Origin of the sequence: Methylomonas sp. TEB (assembly GCF_047777895.1) — a bacterium.
In the GTDB taxonomy this organism is placed as follows: domain Bacteria; phylum Pseudomonadota; class Gammaproteobacteria; order Methylococcales; family Methylomonadaceae; genus Methylomonas.
Genome location: NZ_CP180476.1, coordinates 2,134,491 through 2,154,771 on the forward strand (window position 1 = coordinate 2,134,491; position 20,281 = coordinate 2,154,771).

At 53.8% G+C, this 20,281-nt stretch carries 15 protein-coding genes and 1 pseudogene; 9 read left to right on the top strand and 7 right to left on the bottom strand.

The window, feature by feature from the left end; translation table 11 throughout:
• The first annotated feature begins 99 nt into the window (after positions 1-99).
• Positions 100-4,320 (top strand): DEAD/DEAH box helicase, encoded by a 4,221-nt coding sequence (locus ACMXD4_RS09675; RefSeq protein ID WP_415880613.1) that lies wholly within the window; start codon positions 100-102, stop codon positions 4,318-4,320.
• Positions 4,321-4,461: 141 nt separating this feature from the next.
• On the opposite strand, the gene ACMXD4_RS09680 is transcribed toward ACMXD4_RS09675, so the two are convergent.
• Positions 4,462-4,791, bottom strand: coding sequence for a hypothetical protein (locus ACMXD4_RS09680; RefSeq protein ID WP_033156530.1), 330 nt, complete (start codon positions 4,789-4,791; stop codon positions 4,462-4,464).
• 173 nt (positions 4,792-4,964) lie between these two features.
• Positions 4,965-6,245: an NAD(P)/FAD-dependent oxidoreductase gene (locus tag ACMXD4_RS09685; RefSeq protein ID WP_171695682.1), complete on the bottom strand. Its 1,281-nt coding sequence runs from the start codon at positions 6,243-6,245 to the stop codon at positions 4,965-4,967.
• Between the two features lie 153 nt (positions 6,246-6,398).
• Here ACMXD4_RS09685 and ACMXD4_RS09690 point away from each other — a divergent pair, with 153 nt between their 5' ends.
• On the top strand, positions 6,399-7,598 hold the full coding sequence (locus ACMXD4_RS09690) for a cation:proton antiporter (protein WP_415880614.1): 1,200 nt from the start codon (positions 6,399-6,401) through the stop codon (positions 7,596-7,598).
• A 13-nt stretch (positions 7,599-7,611) separates the two neighbouring features.
• Here the strand turns inward: ACMXD4_RS09690 and ACMXD4_RS09695 are convergent, their stop codons facing one another.
• Complete coding sequence (locus ACMXD4_RS09695) at positions 7,612-9,165, bottom strand: phytoene desaturase family protein (protein ID WP_415880615.1); 1,554 nt, start codon at positions 9,163-9,165, stop codon at positions 7,612-7,614.
• Between the two features lie 328 nt (positions 9,166-9,493).
• Here ACMXD4_RS09695 and ACMXD4_RS09700 point away from each other — a divergent pair.
• Positions 9,494-10,880: pseudogene (locus ACMXD4_RS09700) on the top strand (IS4 family transposase).
• 61 nt (positions 10,881-10,941) lie between these two features.
• Here the strand turns inward: ACMXD4_RS09700 and ACMXD4_RS09705 are convergent.
• From ACMXD4_RS09705 to ACMXD4_RS09720, 4 genes are all read right to left on the bottom strand, one after another.
• A complete protein-coding gene (locus ACMXD4_RS09705; protein WP_415880616.1) occupies positions 10,942-11,331 on the bottom strand; it encodes a type II toxin-antitoxin system PemK/MazF family toxin in 390 nt (129 codons plus the stop codon).
• Entirely contained in the window at positions 11,325-11,579 is a 255-nt protein-coding gene (locus ACMXD4_RS09710; protein WP_415880617.1) for an AbrB/MazE/SpoVT family DNA-binding domain-containing protein, read from the bottom strand. The genes ACMXD4_RS09705 and ACMXD4_RS09710 overlap by 7 nt, the downstream gene beginning before the upstream one ends.
• Before the next feature lie 130 nt (positions 11,580-11,709).
• Entirely contained in the window at positions 11,710-12,993 is a 1,284-nt protein-coding gene (locus ACMXD4_RS09715; RefSeq protein WP_415880618.1) for a DUF2130 domain-containing protein, read from the bottom strand.
• 127 nt (positions 12,994-13,120) lie between these two features.
• Complete coding sequence (locus ACMXD4_RS09720) at positions 13,121-14,713, bottom strand: SulP family inorganic anion transporter (RefSeq protein ID WP_415880619.1); 1,593 nt, start codon at positions 14,711-14,713, stop codon at positions 13,121-13,123.
• A gap of 336 nt (positions 14,714-15,049) precedes the next feature.
• Between ACMXD4_RS09720 and pgaB the strand changes: the two genes are divergently transcribed.
• The 6 genes from pgaB (at position 15,050) to ACMXD4_RS09750 (ending at position 20,266) form a co-directional block, all read left to right on the top strand.
• A complete protein-coding gene (gene pgaB / locus ACMXD4_RS09725) occupies positions 15,050-16,969 on the top strand; it encodes a poly-beta-1,6-N-acetyl-D-glucosamine N-deacetylase PgaB (protein WP_415880620.1) in 1,920 nt (639 codons plus the stop codon).
• Between the two features lie 7 nt (positions 16,970-16,976).
• On the top strand, positions 16,977-18,323 hold the full coding sequence (gene pgaC, locus ACMXD4_RS09730; protein WP_415880621.1) for a poly-beta-1,6-N-acetyl-D-glucosamine synthase: 1,347 nt from the start codon (positions 16,977-16,979) through the stop codon (positions 18,321-18,323).
• On the top strand, positions 18,320-18,754 hold the full coding sequence (gene pgaD, locus ACMXD4_RS09735; protein WP_415880622.1) for a poly-beta-1,6-N-acetyl-D-glucosamine biosynthesis protein PgaD: 435 nt from the start codon (positions 18,320-18,322) through the stop codon (positions 18,752-18,754). The genes pgaC and pgaD overlap by 4 nt, the downstream gene beginning before the upstream one ends.
• An 81-nt stretch (positions 18,755-18,835) precedes the next feature.
• A complete protein-coding gene (locus ACMXD4_RS09740; protein WP_033156519.1) occupies positions 18,836-19,360 on the top strand; it encodes a glycine cleavage system protein R in 525 nt (174 codons plus the stop codon).
• Positions 19,361-19,364: 4 nt separating this feature from the next.
• Positions 19,365-19,838: a peroxiredoxin gene (locus ACMXD4_RS09745; RefSeq protein ID WP_171695669.1), complete on the top strand. Its 474-nt coding sequence runs from the start codon at positions 19,365-19,367 to the stop codon at positions 19,836-19,838.
• Between the two features lie 188 nt (positions 19,839-20,026).
• Positions 20,027-20,266 (top strand): OadG family protein, encoded by a 240-nt coding sequence (locus ACMXD4_RS09750; protein ID WP_036274151.1) that lies wholly within the window; start codon positions 20,027-20,029, stop codon positions 20,264-20,266.
• Positions 20,267-20,281: the final 15 nt, after the last annotated feature.

Below are 20,281 nucleotides of genomic sequence, written 5' to 3' on the forward strand. Positions count from 1 at the left end.
GCCCGCTTCGGCGGGCTTTTTTGTTTGTGTTGGCTTGAGGTTCTTTAGCTTGCCCTGCCAAGCTGGTAACATCCCCTCTTTTGCCGTTTTGCCGGAATCATGCAATCTTCTCGTTTAGTCGAACGCCTTAAAACTTTTCGAACATTAACCCCAGAGCAACAGGTTATTATGAAGTTGCTGGCGGTTTATTACGGCTATAGTTCGCTGATCAATTTGGCGAAATGCCTGGGCAGTTTGGGTATCAGGGAGGGTGAGAAAACGCTTAAGTCGGAAGCTGTCAAAGCCCGGCTAAAGCCGCTGATCAAAGCCGGTTTGCTGGAAGAAAACCTCAAATCCGGCGGCACCCGGTGCTGCCGAACCCTAGCGGAAGTGCTGACCCGCCAAGCGGTCGAGGACAAAGAGTTTGATTTGTTCGCCGGCGCCGTACAAATGAATAATCCGCCCGGCCATGGCTACTATCGTTACAGCACCGTGGACGACTGCATTCGCGAAGCGCGGATCCAGTTTTATCGCGGCGATTACGCCAAAGTAGACGAGTGCCTGGAATCCGGTGCCCACTACTTGGGCAAACTGCCGCCGGTTAATGAACTTTATCTGTCCTGGTTTTTAAACCCGTTGGATGTCGCTTGGTTTACCGCCCATCATCCGCAGTTATTGCTGGGGCTGGCCGGATTTTCGGGCTTACATCAACTGCTGTATCTGTATGCCGACGAAAAATTGGATGGTTTTTTAGAGCAGTTGTTGTTCGTTAGCCAGGGTGTGCAGCAAGAATTGTTGAACCGCGTCGCTTTGGAGTTACGCTTGCTGCGGGGTGACTGGGATGCAGTCGAGCAAAAGGTCGCAGATCAAAATGATCCTGAGCTGCAAGCGCTTGCGGCGACATTGATTTTTCTGCGCGGCGATTACGCGGCAGCGGTCAGCCGTTTCGAGGGCGCTTTGGCACAGCTACGCAAGATTTCCGGACAACGCACTGCTTATTTTTACGGTTTGGCAGGGGTGTTTTACCCCCTGGCCATCCTGAAAAATAATGACGCCAAACAACGCGCCAAACTCAGCACACTGATCAATCAAGCGATCAAAGCCGACAATTATTGGTTGGGCATTTATCATCAGTTGGCCTTGTTTCAGCGTTTTTTACAAGGTGATTTGTCATTGCGGGAGCAACTGTTAAACACCGATTTGACCTATAAAATCAGTAGCGGTTATCGGGAAAGCGGCTACCCGGATACCTTGCTTACCCCGCCATTACTGCTGCACGTGTTTTTAACCCTGATCAAATTTTGGGTTAAAGCCGATCAATTCAATCATGTCACGCCACTGAGTCAAAAGCTGTACCGGCATCTGCTGGACAACGGCTATCGTTGGCCGGCCGCCGAATTAGCCAAGATCTTTACCCATATAGAGCCGCCGCGTTCCCTGCAATGGGATTGCAGCTTTTTCGATGCCAGGCCGGCGTTGGCGGATTTGTTTGCCAGCCGCCCGGATTGGGACTTGGCACTGGATGCCTTATTAAATTTGCCCAAGGCGGAAAAAAAAGCCGATACCGCCGCGCTTATCGACAAACCAACGCGCTTGGTCTGGTTGTTGAGTTACGATGACATTAGCCATCATCTGGACATCGAGCCGCGCGAACAAAAACAACAAGCCAAAGGCGGCTGGAGTAAGGGCAGGGCGATTGCCTTGAAACGGTTGGCGCACGAAACCAACAAGTTTGACTATTTAACCGAACAGGATATTAAGCTGTGCGCGCATATCAAGGAATACCGCGATAGCGGCTGGTACGGCAGCGGCACTTATTTTGAGTTCGACAATAGCATGCCGCAGGCCTTGCTGGGTCACCCTTTATTGTTTTGGGCCGATGCGCCCGAAGTGCGGGTGGATGTGGTCAAGGGCGAAGCCGAACTGCGGGTGAAAAAACTGGCTGGTAGCGACAAGATCAAAATCAGCCTGGAACCCGTGCCAGGACATGAGCAAAAATTCTATGTCGCCAAGGAAACGCCCACGCGCTTGCGCGTGCTGGAGTTCACCGCCGACCATCATAAAATCCTCGCGGTATTGGGCGCCAAGGGCCTGGAGGCGCCGGTCTCCGCGCAAGACCGGGTCTTGCAAACTCTGACCAGTATTTCCGGCTTGTTGACCGTACATTCGGATATAGGCGGCAGTTCCAGCAGCGCCGAGCAAGTCCAGGCCGACGCCACCCCGCGCGTGCATTTATTACCCTGGGGCGAAGGTCTGCGCGTGGCGATGCTGATCCGGCCGTTCGCCAGCGGCGGCGCCTATTATCAACCTGGGCATGGCGGCGAAAGTGTGTTGGCCGAAATCGACGGACGCCATTGCCAGACCAAACGCGATCTGGCTTTGGAAAAACAGCGCGCGCAAGCTATTTTGCAGGCTTGCGACGTGTTGGAGCAGGCGGAACGCGATGGCGCCGGCGATTATTTGCTGGATCAACCTGAACAATGTCTGGAGCTGCTGTTGCAATTACAGGCGTTGCCAGCCGAGCAAGCGATATTGGAATGGCCGGAAGGCGTTCGGTTTCGGTTGTTGGGGCAAACCAACGGTAGCGGCTTTAGCATGCAAATCAAGCGCGACAACGATTGGTTTGCCTTGCAAGGCGAGTTGCAGGTCAATGAAGATACCGTCATCGAAATCCAGCAATTGCTGGGTTTATTGAACAATCGCGAAGGCCGCTTCTTGAAATTGCAGGACGGTCAATTCATTGCTTTGACTGAAGAGTTTCGCCGCCGGCTCGACGATTTACGCGCCTACGCGGATCTGCACGGCAAGAAAGTCCGGATCAATCCCTTGGCTGCCCTGACGCTGGAAGACTGGCAGGACGAGGCCGGCTTCAAAGCCGATAAACATTGGCAAGCACACATGCAACGCCTGAAAGAGTCGCGAGACTATCAGCCTAAAGTACCGTCTACTTTTCAAGCCGAATTGCGCGACTATCAAATGGACGGCTATCGCTGGTTGGCGCGCCTGGCTCGCTGGGGCGTCGGCGCGTGTCTGGCGGATGATATGGGCTTGGGCAAGACGGTGCAAGGTTTGGCCCTGCTGGTTGACCGCGCCCCGAACGGCCCCAGCCTGATTGTCGCACCGACTTCGGTATGCATGAATTGGGAAAACGAAGCCAGCCGGTTTGCGCCGACGCTGCATCCGCAAATTCTCGGTAGCGGTGATCGGCAGCGCTTGCTGGATAACCTGGGGCCTTACGATTTACTGATTTGCAGTTACGGCTTGCTGCAACAGGAACAAGTTGCTGAGATGTTGGCGAAAATCCAGTTCCAGACCGTGATCCTCGACGAGGCGCAATGGATTAAAAATATCGCCACCCGCCGTTCGCAGGGGGCGATGAATCTGCAAGCCGAGTTTAAATTGATCATGACCGGCACGCCCTTGGAAAACCATTTGGGCGAGCTTTGGAATTTGTTCAGGTTTATCAATCCCGGTTTATTGGGTTCATTGGAACAGTTCAATCAACGCTTTGCCGGCCCTATCGAACGCGACCGCAGTGCCGAGGCCCGTTTCCAACTGAAGAAATTGATCCAGCCTTTTATTCTGCGCCGCACCAAAACCCAGGTATTGCAGGAGTTGCCGCCGCGTACCGAAATCCCGATCTATGTCGAGCTGAGCAGCGAGGAAATGGCCTTCTACGAAGCCTTGCGCCGGGATAGTCTGGCGGCCTTGAACAGTGCCGATGCACCGGCCGGGCAAAAACAATTACAGATTCTGGCGGCGATCAGCAAATTGCGCCGTAGTTGCTGCAATACCTTGTTGGCCAACGCCGCGGTGGCTTTGCCCAGCAGCAAGCTGGCGGCGTTCGGTGACATCGTCGACGAATTGCTGGATAACAAGCACAAGGCTCTGGTGTTCAGCCAGTTTGTCGACCATTTGCAATTGATTAAAAACTACATTGAACAGCGCGGCATTCGTTATCAATATCTGGACGGCAGTACGCCGGCCAAAGAGCGCCAGCAACGGGTAGACGCCTTTCAGCGCGGCGATGGCGAATTGTTCCTGATCAGCCTGAAGGCTGGGAGCGTGGGTTTAAATCTGACCGCCGCCGACTATGTGATTCATATGGACCCTTGGTGGAATCCGGCGGTGGAAGACCAAGCCTCAGACCGCGCACACCGCATGGGCCAACAGCGGCCGGTGACGATCTATAGGATGATCGCCAAAAATACCATAGAAGAAAAAATCGTCGCACTGCACAGCCATAAACGCGATTTGGCCGACAGCTTGTTGGATGGCGCGGATATTAGCGGCAAAGTGTCGGCTGATGAACTGCTGAATTTGATGAAAGGCGAAGCTTAAACAGGCGAAGTATCCGGCTATTAGGTGTAGTTTTTACTTTAGGTCCATTTTAAAGCGCACCGAGATACTGGGTTCCTGGTTTTTGATTTTACTGCGTTCCCGTATTCGCGGGAACGCCGAACCGGGCTGAATTGCGCTGGGTTAATCCCGTCTTAAATTATGCTTCTTACGAGCGATATTGCGGCTGGCTTTGTTTTGTTGATGGGTCAATCGGGCTCGTTCGCCGGCAGTGACCACGCCATCAGCTTTCGCTGCGGCTTCTTGGTGTTCTATGCGCATTTGTTGGTGTTCCAAACGGTTGGCTTCGCGGTCGGTCAAGGCGCCGGACGCCTCGCCCTGCTCAATGCGTCTTTCCTGATTTTCCTGGCGCTGGTCGATGCGCGGGGTTTCGATGCCGGCGAAGCAGGGTTGCGCCAAGCCAAAAAATGCCAGCAACGCGCCCGATAGTAAAAATGTGTTGATGTTGTTCATGTGTGCCTCGGTAGTGTCGTTATTAGGTTGCCAACGTTTTAAAACCGTTGGCGAAGTCATTTTAGCCGGCAATATTAAGATCGCCTTAACGTTACGCGGCTAGCTGCACGGAGCTTAGTAAGCTTTGGATATTTGGGCGTCTTTTAATTGGCCGACTTAAACGCCAATCAAGTTCAAGAAATCAAATACGTAGAACTCGGTTCCTGACCGGCCTCCAGAATTTGTTTCATGCTGACCATGTCATAACCACCGGAAAGCAAGACAATAAAGCGTTCGCGCAGCATGGGGCTTTGCCGGGAACGTAGGATGATATTGTTGGCGTCTTTTTGTTCCAGAATTCGGTACCAGTTGTAGATCATTTGAAAGATCCGCCCCATCGGTTCGCGGATGCGGGCTTCGTAATGACTGAAACGCGCGGCACTGAAATCGTCGCCGTTGGCAAAACCCTCCAGCGCCGCGTCGGCCGCGTAAACCCCACTACGCATCGCCAGCGTCACCCCGGCGGAAAATACCGGATCGACAAACATCGACGCATCGCCCACCAGCATAAAGCCGTCGCCGTGAAAACGTTCGTTCATATAGCCAATGGATGAAATGGTTTTGATGTCCATGGCTTGCTCTGCGTCGGCCAGCCACTCTCGCACGCACTCGCAGCTTTGAATGGCGGCCTCGAAGCGCTGTTGCGGCGAATCGCCCAAGCTTTTCGCAAAGCGGGTATCCAACACCGCGCCGACGCTGACGATGTCGTCGCGTAACGGAATGTACCAAATCCAGCCGCCATCAATGGTATGAATGTCGGTGGTGACCGAACCGTCTATCACGTCTCCAAAATTGATAAAACCGTGCGGGTCGCGGCGAAAGCCGCCTTTGAAATGGGCAAAATGGGCGATTTTATTCAATTCCGGTAAGGGGCGTCGCCAGTTTAACTTGCGGGCGATTAACGACTCGCGCCCTGAAGCGTCGATGACCACTGAAGCATGAATGGGCGCCGGGTTGGAGCCGTTCCGGCCGGCGCTCACGCCAATCGCTTGTTTGCCGTCGAATAATACGTCGGCCACCGCCCACTCCCGCCGCACATCAACGCCGCATTCGGCGGCATGCTCCAGCAAAATTTCATCGAAGCGGGCGCGCTCGACGTGATAGGTATAGGGCCGTTCGAAATACCCCGGATATTCCGCTGTCAGCAGCAATACATCGGGTTTTTGATTGAACATGCCGAAGTTTGCGCCTTGCTTGACGGTAAAACCTTCGGCTTCGATTTTTTCCGTCACGCCCAGCCGCCGCCAAAGCTCCCAGCAAGCCGGCAACAAGGATTCGCCGATTTGAAAGCGTGGAAAGCGTGAGCGCTCGAACAGCACCACGTGCTTGCCCGCTTTGGCCAAGATGATTGCCGCGCTGGTACCGGCGGGACCGCCGCCGATGACGGCGGCATCGAAACGTTCAGATTGTGACATGCTGTTGTGCCTGTGTAAGAAAATCGGGACTAAGGGTGGGGTGGATTTAATTTTGTCGAAGCCACTGTACTAAGCAATGGCTTGCATCGGTTCATCGGCGGTAAATTTGCCATAATACCCGCCTTACGCGACTGACTCCAAACGATTGGCACTATGAACACCACTGAAGTATTTCTGATCGCCCTGACCATCATCTACAGCTTGCCGTACCTCATTTGGCGAATCGGTCGGACCGATTATTTCGCACCCTTGGTGGTGGTGCAAATCATCACCGGGATTTTGTTGGGGCCGGGCATCTTGGGCAGCGCATTTCCCGATTATTATGCGTTTGTTTTCAATACCCAGGTCATACAAGCTCTGAACGGCATCGCCTGGTGGTCGGTGATGCTGTTTGTCTGGGTGGCCGGCATCGAGTTGGACTTGCGGCAAGCCTGGCAACACCGGCTGGAAACCAGTATCACGGCGGGCTTGGCCTTGGGTGTGCCCTTGGGTTTAGGTTGTGTTGCGGCGTTGGGGATGCTGCTATTTCCGGGTTGGATGGGCGCCAAGGCCATGCCTTGGCAATTCGTGTTGGGGATTGGCATGTCTTGCGCAGTGACAGCGTTGCCGATCTTGATTTTGCTGATGGAAAAATTGGCAGTGCTGCGGCAGCCCATCGGCCAGCGTATCTTGCGTTACGCCAGCATGGACGATATTGCAATTTGGGCTGTACTGGCTTTGATTCTGTTGGATTGGGACCGGGTAGGCCGGCAGGGTGCGTTTTTGTTAGGTTTTGCGATCAGCGCTTACGGGATTCGCAAACTGATGGCCTGGCTCCCTGAGCGTGACCGCTGGTATGTCGGCATCATCGCCTTGGCGGCGACAGGCTTTGCCGCCGACTGGGCCGGACTGCATTTCATGGTGGGGGCGTTTTTGGCCGGCGCCATCTTGGATGGCCATTGGTTCAATCAAGCGCAGATGGACTTGTTGCGTCACCATTTATTGCTGACCGTGATGCCGGTGTATTTTATTAGTGCCGGCTTGAAAACCAATTGGGCGATGGGTGGGGCTGCGGTGTTGGTGGTTGCCGGCTTATTGCTATTGGTGTCGGTGTTCGGCAAATTGCTGGGTATTCATCTGGCTGGAAAAATCCTGAAATGGCAGCGCGGCGAGGCGTCTTTGATTGGTTGGTTGCTGCAAACCAAAGCCTTGATCATGATTATTTTTGCCAATGTGTTGCTGGATAAACAAATCATTAGCAGTGAAACTTTTACCGCGCTGTTGCTAATGGCCGTCCTCAGTACGATGCTGACGGTGCCGGTGGTATCGCCGAAACTGGCGAAGATGCAGGCGCTTATTTCCCGTGCAGAATAAATGCCCTAAGCCCTTAGTCGTCAATCCTTAAGGTTTTCCAAAAATCTGCTTGCTTAGCGATACCCAGTACCGCCTGCGCGGCGAGTAAGGCGGAGACGCTGACACCGGCTACCCCACCACCTGGCCGGGTCCAATGGCCGGTGTGGAACAAGCCGGGCAGGGCGCCGACTACACTTGGCCGGTTCGGGCCAATCTGATCCGGGGTGGGCGCAAAACCATAGGCAGCGCCTTGGTGGTTTAGAGTGTAGCGCTCCAGGGTGCGCGGTGAGCCGGACTCCACGACCAACAAATGGTCGTTCAATCCGGGAAAATGCCGTTCGGCTTTTTCCAGCAAACGCTGCTGAAAGTCGCTTTTGGCGATGCGCCAGGATTCGCCTACGTCAAACGGACACAAGGTGGTCAGCATCATGATGCTTTGTCCGGGCGGCGCCAAGGAGGAGTCCGCGAAGGAGGGCAGGGTTGCGGAAAACCAATTGCTCTGGCCGGATTGGCTGCAGGCATAGCTGGCTTCGTGGTCGAACGTTTCAAAGAAAAACCCTTCATGGGCGTGGTCTTGTTCCGAGATCGGTAGGTCGGTGGCGATATAGCAGGCGAAAATCGACAAAGACGGTGACAGCTTTGCCAAGCCTTCGCCATACCCGCTTGGCAAGTGCTCCGGGCCGATCAACAATTCGGCGGTTTGGCGAATGTCGATATTGGAAATAACCGTTTCGGCCCGGATTACCTGGCTGTTTTCCAAAACAATGCCGCAAGCTTTACCGGCTTCGACACAAATCCGCCGCACGCTAGCATTCAGCAAAACTTCGCCGCCTTGGTTTTCGATGGCGGCGGCCAGTTGATTGGCGTAATTTTGGAAACTGCCCCGGCAGTAATAGCCGCCTTCGTAGGTGTAACCGGCCATCATCGACGCCCAATACAGGAAAGACAGTTGCGACGGCGGTAAACCCAAGTAAGGCCACAGCATTGCGCAAGCGCTTTTCAGGCGGGCATCCACCAGAAATTCGTCCAGCGCCTCGGCCAGCGTGGTGCGCCGGTAGCGGAATAAATTGCCCAGCATTTGCATCGGCGAAACCCGCGTTGCCTTACTTTGGGACAACACTTCCTCGGCCAGCATGGCTTCTTCCGCCAGGACTTTGCACAGGCGGATCAACGCCAGCAGACCTTCCTTTTCTGCCGGAAAATTTTCGGTTAAGCCGGCTACGAACGCCGCTTCGCCGGCTCGCAACGGGATTTCGAAATCCGGAAAAACCGCTCGGGCGTATGATGGTACGGGGATAAACAGTTCCTCCGGATCTATGCCCACCGCCCGGCAAATCTTATTCATAGTGCTGCCGTTGCCATAGCCTTCCGGGCTGCAACCACTGACCAGATGCACACCGGCATCGAAATGAAAGTGGCGGCGCTTAAAGCCATGCGCGTAGCCGCCCGGCCTGTCGTGCCTTTCCACCAGCAACACCGACTTACCGGTTTTGGCTAGCAATGCGCCGGTACTCAGCCCGCCGATGCCCGCGCCGATAACGACGACGTCGTAAAATTCTTTTTTCGATTCCGTGTGTATGCCGCGCATTGGCTGTCTTCTATGCAGATAAATAGCCGGCTAGCTTAGGAATAAACCAAATGGAAAACAAGTGCTTGGTTTTACCTCAGCCGTTGCGCCATCGCGCAGAAGCTCTCGACCACTGACACTGGCTGGTCTCCAGAGCGTGCTACTCATGGCTCAAATACTGTAGTTTTGTTGCTTTAAACTGCTGAATGTAATCCGATCCTTAGGCCTCTGGTTAGGCCTCTGGTTCCCAAGCTCCAGCGCTCATCGTTATACACAAGTCTCCCAACGACTAAACTACCAGGAGGCATGAGGCATGAGGCATGAGGCATATAGATGATGGAGAACAGCGATGAGCAATTGGGCCGAAGAAGAAGTACAAACCGCTGATTTGGAAGATCGGCGCCTGAATAAACGATTGGCACTGTTACTGGAGCGATTAGGCGAACATCCCCAGCTCAGCATCCCGGCGGCCTGTGGCGGCTGGAAGGAGACGATGGGCGCTTACCGGTTTTTCGACAATGATAAGGCGACTTTCAAAAAGATACTGGCGCCGCATCGAGATGCCACGGTCGAACGGATGAAGAGCAGCCCGGTCGTATTGCTGGCGCAGGACACGACGGAGTACGACGAAAACATTTGTTTGGGGCCAAAAGGTCTCGGTACTTTGAAAGAGATGGCGAAACATGCGCGCCGACTACATCCGACCATCGCCTTTACGCCGTCGCGGATTTGCTTGGGTGTCGTCAAGGCAGCGTATTGGGCGCGTGACGGCGCCAGCCCGCGACAAGCGCGGCGGCACAAAGGCGTGGACGAAAAAGAAAGTCGGCACTGGCTCGAAAGCTATCAGGATAGCTGTGCCTTACAGGCGCAAATGCCGGACAGTTTATTGGTCAATCTCGCCGACCGCGAGGGCGACATTTACGAATGGTTTGTCGAATACCAAGACTATGCGCCGACTGCTCGCGCTGAATGGATTGTTCGGGCGACGCAGAACCGAGACCTTCTGGTCGAGCCGGAAAATGCGGCGAAATGGCTATGGTCGGCCCTGGATCAAGCGCCGGTCATGGGTTATACCGAGGTTAATGTCAAGTCGCGGCCGAACCGTGCAGCGCGACTGGCGCATATCACGGTACGCGCCGCCACGGTGCCCCTCAAGCCGCCAACGCGTATTGGGTATCGACTGCCGGCATTGAGCATCAACGCGGTGCTGGCGCGCGAAGAGACGCCGCCAGCCGGCAAGGAACCCTTGGAATGGCTCCTGCTGACCAGTTTGCCTGTGGCGAGTTTCGAGCAAGCGACTACGGTGGTGGCGTGGTATGGCGTGCGCTGGTGTATCGAAGTGTACTTCCATGTATTGAAGAGCGGTTGCCAGATCAAGCGGCTACATCTGGAATCGGAAGAACGGCTACTACCTTGTTTGGCGCTCTATATGGTTATTGCCTGGCGGGTGTTATTCAGCCTGATGCTCGCGCGCGCAGCGCCGGACATGGATTGCGAGATTATTTTCGATCCGCAGGAGTGGCGAGCGGCTTATATCGTCGTCAAGCGCTGTCCACCACCGCTCACGCCACCGCGCCTCGGTGAGGTAATCCGACTGATTGCAAGCTTAGGCGGTTATTTTGCCCGCAAACACGATGGTCCAGGGTGCCAAGGCCATGTGGATCGGCTTACAGCGCTTGCGCGATTTTGTCATCGCCCTCAATGCTCAACAGGATCTCGCAATGAGATGTGTATAACGATGAGAGCCGGAGCTTGGGAACCAGAGCCCTAGCCGGCTCGACAAGGCTCATCGATAGATTAGCCCGAACCAATCTGAATAATCTGATTCAGTCGCTCGCAAACCTGAGTGAACAAATCGCCCGGCAAGACCTTAAGCGGATGCGGTTTGGCTCTGCGCAAGCGCCAGTCAAAGGATTTGGGTTGGTGGCAGAGCACATAGCTGGTTTGTTGGGCTTTGCGGCCGCTGGCTTTGCCGACAGCGACCGCAAATGGATTGTCAGCGTTATAGGCGGCAGTTGTCATTGGCAGGCCGATCACCAGCGAGGTTTTTTCGTTGAAAATGCTTGGCGAAAGCACTAAAAACGGATGGATGTCGCGCATTTCCTGGCCGACTTGCGGATTGCAATCGATCCAGATGATGTCTCGCCTTTCCGGTACCCAGGCCGCTGTTTGCTTGTGGCTTACCAACGTTCGGCACCGATTGCTTCTGCGGTTGCCATGACTTCGCCGCCGTGCCGCTCGGGATCGAAACGGGCCAAACGTTGTTCCAACGTTAAAGCTTCGTCGGCTAACGGGGTGATAATCACCTTGTCATCTTCAACGGATACCCGTACTCGTTGATGGTTGTGCAAATGGGCTGCTTTGGCAATGGCCGCCGGTAAGCGCACGCCCAGGTTGTTACCCCATTGTTTGATGTCGAGTATGGCTTCGGTCATGATGTTTCTCTGGAATGTTTAAACGTGAGTATAAACATGGTTTTATATTCGGGTCAATTCTGTGAATTTCTATACTCCTCTGGTTCCCAAGCCGGAGCTTGGAAACCAGATCGACAGGCTGGTCGATAGGTCACTCCAATTCCCCATCCATCTCTAACGCCCGCATCTCCAAGCCTTCGATTTCTTGTAACGATTTGCCGGCAATCCCTTGCAAGTCGCCGTACATGCCGACCGTGGCATTCATCACCCGCTCGATTTGCGCTTCGCGTTTGGCCCATTGCTTCAGGATGGCTTTGCGCTCCTTGTCCAGGTCTTCCTGCATGGTGGAGAAGGCTTCGACGATGGCTTCGACCCGTTGCCGAAAGCGCGGGCCGGTTAAATATTCGTAGACCAAAGCGGTTTTGCCGTGCTGGCCTTCGGCGGCGAGGCGGGCCAGGCCGATTTCCAGCAGGGTGTGGCGCAGGATGGTGGCGACCGGCAATGCGGCGCGCGGCGCGGTGACCCAAACGCCGTCGATGACGTCGAAGGTTTCCACGTCCTTGGGCAAGGCATGGCTGACGATGACCGCCAGTTCGGCCTTGGCGGCGCGCTGGTCTTCGCGCAGTTTGACCAGCCAGCCGTCGCTCCAGTTTTTGGTGCGCTTGGATTCCCACAAAATGTTGCCGGCCGGGGTGCCGTTCGGGCCGTTGACCCGTTGCAACACGTCGCCGCCGAATTCGCCCTTGGCAACCGGTTCGATATTGTCGAACGGAAACTTGGCGCGCAGCAGGTTTTCCAATTCCAGTTCCTGCACTTCGCCTTGCAGTTGCTGCGAGCCTTGTTCGGCTTTTTGTTTCAGTTCCTCGATTTTTTGCTGCATCGAGGCGATGGTTTGGTCCTTTTCCATCACCCGCAGTTTCAGGCCTTCCTCGGCTTCGCGTTTAGCTTGGCTGCGCACTTCAGCCAGATTGGTTTGCACGCGCGTTTCGATGGTCAGTTCCAGCTCGCGTTTGGCGTCGTCCAGTTCGCGCTGCTTTTTAATCAACTCGGCTTGGGCTTGCTGGGCTTCGGCCAGTTTGGCGTCGCGAACTTTCAACACTTCGTGCAAGTCGGCTAATTCGCGGTTCTTGTGTTCCAGTTCGGCGGCAGCGGCTTGTTTGGCTTTACGGGTTTCTTCCTCGATCACCCGCTGGCGCTCGGCTTGCAGTTGCTTGGCAACTTGCTCTGCGACTTGATCGTCCAGGCCGCGCTTGGCTTCGGCCAGTTGTTTTTCCTGATCTTTGATACCCTGTTCGCGCAAGGCAATCGCTTGGTCTTTTTGTTGTAGCTGTTGCTCAAACTGTTTACGGGTGGCAGCAATTAGCGGCGCGGCCAGCGATTCGGTCAACGGTACTTGCGTGCTGCAATTGGGGCAGGTGATGGTGGCTTCGGTCATGTTTAGGGGCTTTATATAGAGATTCGGAATACGCAGGTATTGGCGCCGGACACACTTGGCATTTTGACCCCAGCATCCGTGCCGGGTCAGGATTTACTGCGTTTGATGGATAGGCACAAGCCGATATTTATCTACGCTGTCTAGCGGCTAAAGCATGGTCGCCCAAGGATTCCAGGTCGGCCAGCCCATGAATTTCGCAGCGTCCGCCGCGAGCGATATAGTCTTCCCGGTAATGGGCGATAAACTCCATCACGGTGTGGTCGATCAAGTCGGTGGCGCTTAAATCGAAGATCACGGTTTGGCCGTCGGCCAGGCTGGCTACCTGGCTTTTTAAGGCCAGAAAGTTGGAGAACAAAGCCGCACCGCTGACTTTAACAATCCAGCTGTTTGGTCCGTTGGCTTGCAGTTTAAAAGATATAGACAGCAAATTACCCAAGGGCACGCCGCGGCCGATGTGCAGCAACAATTTGGCGGCGATGCCGATCAGCACGCCGACTAACAGATTGGTGGCCAGAATCGCGAGAATGGTAATCACGAACAAAGCCAGTTGTTCCTTGCCCAGATCCATGCTTTTGGCAAAGGCTTGCGGCGAAGCCAAGCGATAGCCGGTATAAACCAGTAGCGCGGCCAGCGAAGCCAACGGTATGGTCGAGATCAAGTCTGGAAACAGCAACACAAACAGCAAGACGAAGCCGCCGTGAAAAAAATTAGCCCAGCTGCTGCGGCCGCCGGCGTCGATGTTGGCTGAGCTGCGGACGATTTCCGCAATCATCGGCAAGCCGCCGATCATGCCGGACACCACGTTGCCGATACCGACTGCGCGCAGTTCCTTGTTTAAGTCGGAGTAGCGTTTTTCCGGGTCGAGTTTATCGACGGCGGCGGCGCTGAGCAGGCTTTCAAGGCTGCCCACCAGACAGATTGAAATCACGCTTTCCCAAAAAGCCAAGGCGCTCAGCTTGCCAAAATCCGGCAGGTAAAAACTGGCCAACAGACTGTCCGGGAAAGTCACCAGAAAATGCGATGCAAACAAAACATCTTTAGGAACGATGAACGCTTCGCCCGGCTGCAATTGGTCGAGCTGGAATAGATGGCCGAGCAGGATGCCGGAGGCGATGACGATAATCGGCGCCGGAATCTTGCGCAGCAAAGGCTGGTGAATCTGCGGCCAGCCGACCAGCACCACGATACCGGCCAGTGCGATCAAGCCGATTTGTGGCATAAAGTAAATCAGGCTATGCGGCAATGCCACGATGCCGGACAGTATACTGGCACCTTGGCTTTGCACGCCGGCCATCACCGGTAACTGTTTGCTGATGATGATCATGCCAATCGCAGCGAGCATGCCGTGTACTACCGAGGCCGGGAAAAACGCCGCCAAGCGGCCGGCTTTGAAGTAACCCAGCACGGTTTGCAGGGCGCCGGCGATGACGATGGCCGCCAAGGTGTAGCGGTAGCCGGCCATTGCATCGCCGTCGCCGAGGGTTTGCACGGAGGTCAGAATCACCACTATCAAGCCGGCTGCCGGGCCGGTGATGGTTAATTGCGCGCCGCCGATGCGCGATACCAGCAAGCCACCGACGATGGCGGAAATGATGCCGGCCATCGGTGGAAAGCCCGAGGCGACGGCGATACCCAGACACAAGGGCAAGGCGATCAGGAACACCAAAAAGCCGGCGGTAAGGTCTTGCCGCCAATAATTTGCTAGCGAGGGTTTTTGCATGAATTCTCCGGGTAGGTCGCATGGCCCGATACGCACGCAGTTAAACGGGCAATGAATTGGATGAGGTTTTTATTCAATCATAACCAGTTTTTTTCGAACGTTATGAAGTTTGTGGGCGGATGCCCGTTCCGGCTTTTTGTTACGGGTATGGCTAAGCGGGTATTGAAGGCCGCAGTGGCAGGTTGGTTTTAACGTTTGCCTAGGCCTGCGACAGTGCGTCGCAGGGACAAATAAAACGGGCCTAGCCTGATGATTCGGGTAAAATGCGCCGGCCAATTCTGGTCTTTTTTAACACTGAGAACCAGCTGTTTCCAGTTTCTTTTCCCGCTTAAATTAATGAATATGCACATTGTTGCTCGCGTAATTTTTGTCTTTTTCTGTTTGTTGTCAGGGCCCTTGCTGGCCGCCGATTCGGGTAACTCCAGCTTTCTGGTATTAAATTATCACGACATTCTCGAAGAAGAAGAGCGGGTGCCGCCATTTGATCGGATCGCGGTCAACAAAGACCATTTGGCCGATCATTTTGCCTGGTTAAAGCAGAACAACTATCACGTGATCAGCGTCCAGGATTTGCTGGATTGCATGAAGGGCGACAAGGTGTTGCCGACTAAAGCCGTGATGTTGACCTTTGACGACGGCTACCTGAGTTTTTATACCCGGGCCATGCCTTTGCTGAAAAAATACAAGTATCCGGCCACCTTGGCGGTAGTCGGTTCTTGGCTGGAGCAGCAGAATGTGCCCGGCGTTAAACCGTTAATGACGCCGGCGCAGATTCGCGAAGTGGCGGACAGCGGTCTGGTCGAGATTGCCTCGCACACCTATGATTTACATCACGGCATCGTCGCCAATCCGCAAGGCAATCAGCAAAGCGCGGTGACTTCGCGTTTGTACAGCAACGAGTACGATGAATACGAGAAAGACGAAGACTATCGCAAACGGATTTTCCAGGAAGTGGATAAAAGCTCCGAGCGTTTGTTTCAGATTTTGGGCAAGCGGCCGCGGGTGATGGTGTGGCCTTACGGCGAATATAACGCCATCGCGCTGGAAGCAACGAAATTGGCCGGCATGCGTCTAACCATGGGCCTGAACGACGGTGCCAATACCCTCGCCGATGCGTATGTGATGAAGCGGATGATGATCACCGACGATGTCAATGCCAAGCAGTTCGGGGAGATCGTCAAAAATCAGCGCGTGGGCCAGGAGTTGCGGGTCGCGCACGTGGATATGGATTACATCTACGACGATGACGAAGAGCAGACTGAGAAGAATTTGGCCTTGGTGGTGGAGAGAATTAAAGCCAGCGGCGCTAATACAGTTTATCTGCAAGCCTATTCCGACCCGGACGGCGACGGTAATGCCGACAAGCTGTATTTCCCTAATCGGCATCTGCCGGTGCGCCGGGACATGTTTAATCATGTGACCTTGCAATTGCGCACGCGGGCAGGCGTCAGAGTGTATGCCTGGATGCCGATCATGGCCTATAAAGCCGATGTGCCGCTGAAATGGTACGTGAAAGAATGGCGCGACGGCGAACCGCAGTTGTCCCGGCATATCTATACCCGTTTGTCGCCGTTTAACCCGGAAGCCCGGCAGTTTGTCGGCGAAATTTACGAAGACCTGGCCAAACATTGCGACTTTAACGGCATTCTGTTTCACGACGACGGGATTTTGTCGGATTTTGAAGACGTCTCGCCGTTGGCGATGGACTTCAGTCGTAACGTCTGGGGCATGCCGGCCGAGTTCGACAAGATCCACGCATCCAGCGAGTTACGCTTGCGTTGGGCGCAGCACAAAACCGAGTTGATCGGTCAGTTTACCGATTATTTGACCGACAAAGTCCGGTTCTATCGGCCCTATATCAAAACCGCCCGCAATTTTTACTCTTTGCCGCTGCTAAAGCCTTATAGCGAAGAATGGTATGCGCAGTCTTTCCCGGCGTTTTTAAAGCATTACGACTACGTGGCGGTGGAAGCGATGCCTTTCATGGAAGAGGCGGAAAATCCCAAGCAGTGGTTGATAGAGTTGGTGGAAAAGACCGCGCAATATCCGGACGGATTGGACAAGATGGTGTTCGAATTGCAGGCGGTTAATTGGAAAACCAAGCAGGATATTGCGATGCCGGTGTTTACCGAGCAATTCGAGTTATTGAAAAAACACGGCGCCAAGCATATCGGTTATTACCCGGATAATGTGTTTAACGATCAGCCGAAGTTGGCCGAGCTGAAAAAATTCTTCCCGGTTTCGAGAAAGGATTAAACGATACATGGAAAACTTGCTAGACCAAGCCTGGGTGCAGCAGTTTATCGACTGGTGGTTGATCACCCTGGAATATTTGCAAGAAGTGCCGTGGTGGCAGTTCAACGAATGGCTGTCGCGCTTTGTGTTTTATTATCCGTTGCTGATGGCCTATGTCTGGATGTTGGGCGGCATGATTTATTACGTGCGTTGGGAGCGAAATCGCGGCAATGTGTTGTCTGATCTGCCGCAGTTACCCGAATATCCGTCCGTGTCGATTCTGATCCCTTGCTATAACGAGGGCGAGAATGTCCGGGAGACCATCGAATATCTGCTGCATCAGGAATATCCCAACTACGAAATTATTGCGATCAACGACGGCAGCAAAGACAACACGCTGGAAATTTTGCACGAGCTGGCCGACCAGCACCCACAAATTCGGGTGGTCAATTTAGCCAGCAATCAAGGCAAAGCGGTGGGTTTGCGCACCGCGGCATTATTAGCCAATAGCGAAATTTTGATCGGCATTGACGGCGATGCCTTGCTGGCGCCGAATGCGACGGCCTGGATCGTTCGGCATTTTCTGGAAGATCCGCATGTCGGCGCGGTGACCGGTAATCCGCGTATCCGCAACCGTTCCACTTTGCTGGGCAAAATTCAGGTCGGGGAGTTTTCCGCCATCGTCGGCATGATCAAGCGTGCGCAGCGTTCTTATGGGCATGTATTTACCATTTCCGGAGTGATTGCCGGTTTCCGGAAAACCGCCTTGCACGATGTGGGCTATTGGAGTCCGGACATGGTGACCGAAGACATCGACATCAGCTGGAAATTACAGCTGGCCGGCTGGGCAATCCGTTTTGAGCCGAATGCCTTGTGCTGGGTGTTGATGCCGGAAACGCTAAACGGCTTGTGGAAACAGCGCAGCCGCTGGGCGCAAGGTGGAGTCGAGGTCTTGCTGCGTTATTTCCGGCCGCTGTTTAGCTGGCGTTCCCGTGGTATGTGGCCGCTGTATCTGGAATGCTGCATCAGTTTGACCTGGGCGTTTCTGGTGGTAGCGATGCTGGCGCTGGTGCCGTTCGAGTGGCTTAGTAGCGAACCGCAGGAGGCGCTGGAAGATTTATCGCCGCATTGGACCAGTATGTTGTTATGCGTCACCTGTTTGATTCAGTTTGCCGTCAGTTTAACTATCGATTCCAGTTACGAGCGTAAGAGCGGCGGCTCCGCGCAGCATTACTATTGGATGATTTGGTATCCGATTGTCTATTGGCTAATCAATGTCGGGACCACGATTAACGGCTGCATCAAGGCCTTGCGCAAAAAGCGCGGCCAGCGGGCGGTGTGGGTAACCTTGGATAGAGGCTTGAGGCAAAAATGAAAGACATCATCATTAACCAACCGCATCTACAAAGTTTCTCGCAAAAATGCGGTTCGGCGTTTATGTCGGTATTGAGTTGGGTGCTTTGGTTGTATTTTTTGTGGCCCCTGTTTACGCTCGGCGCCTGGTTGATGGGTTTGAAAAGCCTGTCCGACGAGATCCGCTGGTTCGGGGGTTATAAAACGCTGTTGGAATTGTTGCAGTTGTACGGCGAGATCGTGGTGATCATTGCCGGCATTTGGTTGTTTTGGACTTTGTATTTGTCCTGGCTGCATTCCAGCGTTGCTCCGAAGCGGACCGCACCTGTGACGGACCAACAGTTGGCGGTGGCGTTTAAAGTCGATGAAGCGCTGGTATTGGCGGCCAGAGCCAGCAAAAAAGTAACAGTACATTTCGATAATCACGCGGTGATTACCGAGATAGATTCGTAGTAGTCCGGATTGCTGGGTTGCGGTTCTGCTTTTCGCGGCGTTGATGTTACACTGCGCTAGGCGTATTCAAGGACTTACATTATGCAACTTGCAATCACAGTGTTGGGCGGCAAGTCCAACGGTTTTATCGCGGAAATCCTCTCGGCCCTGAGTGCCTGTCAATGCAGTGTCGTGGAACTGCGCACGTCCAACCTGACCCAAATCACTGCGGCTTATCTGCTGATAGCCGGCAATTGGAATCATATCGCCAAGCTGGAAGGTATGCTGGAAGCGATAAAAGTTCGATTCGAAATTCAGATGAGTTTTTTACGGCCGGATGAAATCCCGCCAGTATTGGAGGGGGTGCCTTACACATTGGAAACCATTTCCATGGATAAAAACGACGTGCTGTTCGCGGTGACATCGTTTTTATTGGACAGGGGCATTTCTATCGAAGAAGTGACTGCCAGCCGCCATCAAGCGGCGTTTTTTAACACGCCGGTGTTCTCCACCAAATATGTATTGCTGGTACCGCCGGAAGTGCGCATTTTATCGTTGCGTGAAGAGTTTCTGGATTTTTGCGACAGCTTGAACATCGACGCTATTCTCGAACCCATTAAAAGGTGATCTGATGACTTTAGCTACTCTCGGCTCCGCCGTTCCCGATTTTGAAATTGCCGCCACCGGCGAAAAAACCGTCAAACTGAGCGACTATCGCGGCAAAAAAGTCGTTTTATATTTCTATCCCAAGGACAACACCCCCGGCTGTACCCAGGAAGGTCAAGGCTTTAGGGATAATATCGAACAGTTCAATCAATTAAATGCCGTTATCCTCGGTGTATCCCGTGATAGCGTGAAAATGCACGAGGGATTTAAATGTAAACAAGAGTTTCCGTTTGATTTGTTATCCGATCAGGACGAGAGCCTTTGCAATTTATTTGATGTCATCAAAATGAAAAACATGTACGGCAAGCAAGTGCGTGGCATAGAGCGCAGCACTTTCCTGATCGACGAAGCGGGTGTGTTGGTCAAGGAGTGGCGCAAGGCGCAGGTCAAAACCCACATTGCCGAAGTGTTGGATTATTTGCAATCGGCTGCCGAATAAATCGGCGCCAATCCACCCTTATTGATGAGGCTATTCAGTTAGCGTCAGACTACTTAAGACGACAGTCTAATAATCTTGTTTTGCCTTACACCGGCTAGGGCACTTAAACCCTGCGCCCCGCTCAGGATTGTTTAATCCGGCGGTTTTGGCGATAATGAACACAGTTTTTAATCATTTGGACGAAACACATGAACGAAATGCTGTCCTCAGGGATTGAGCTGATGTTGATAGGCATGGGTATGGTCTACGCATTTTTGGCTATGTTGATCGTGGCTATCAATGTGATGTCCCAACTGGTACGCCGCTATTTTCCGGAAATGCCTGCCAAGTTTTCGGACCAACCTGTCGTGGCAGGAAACGATAAGGCTGTTATCGCCGCTATTACCGCCGCTGTTCATCAGTACCGCAAAAAACATAAACACGGATAATCATACCCACAAGGT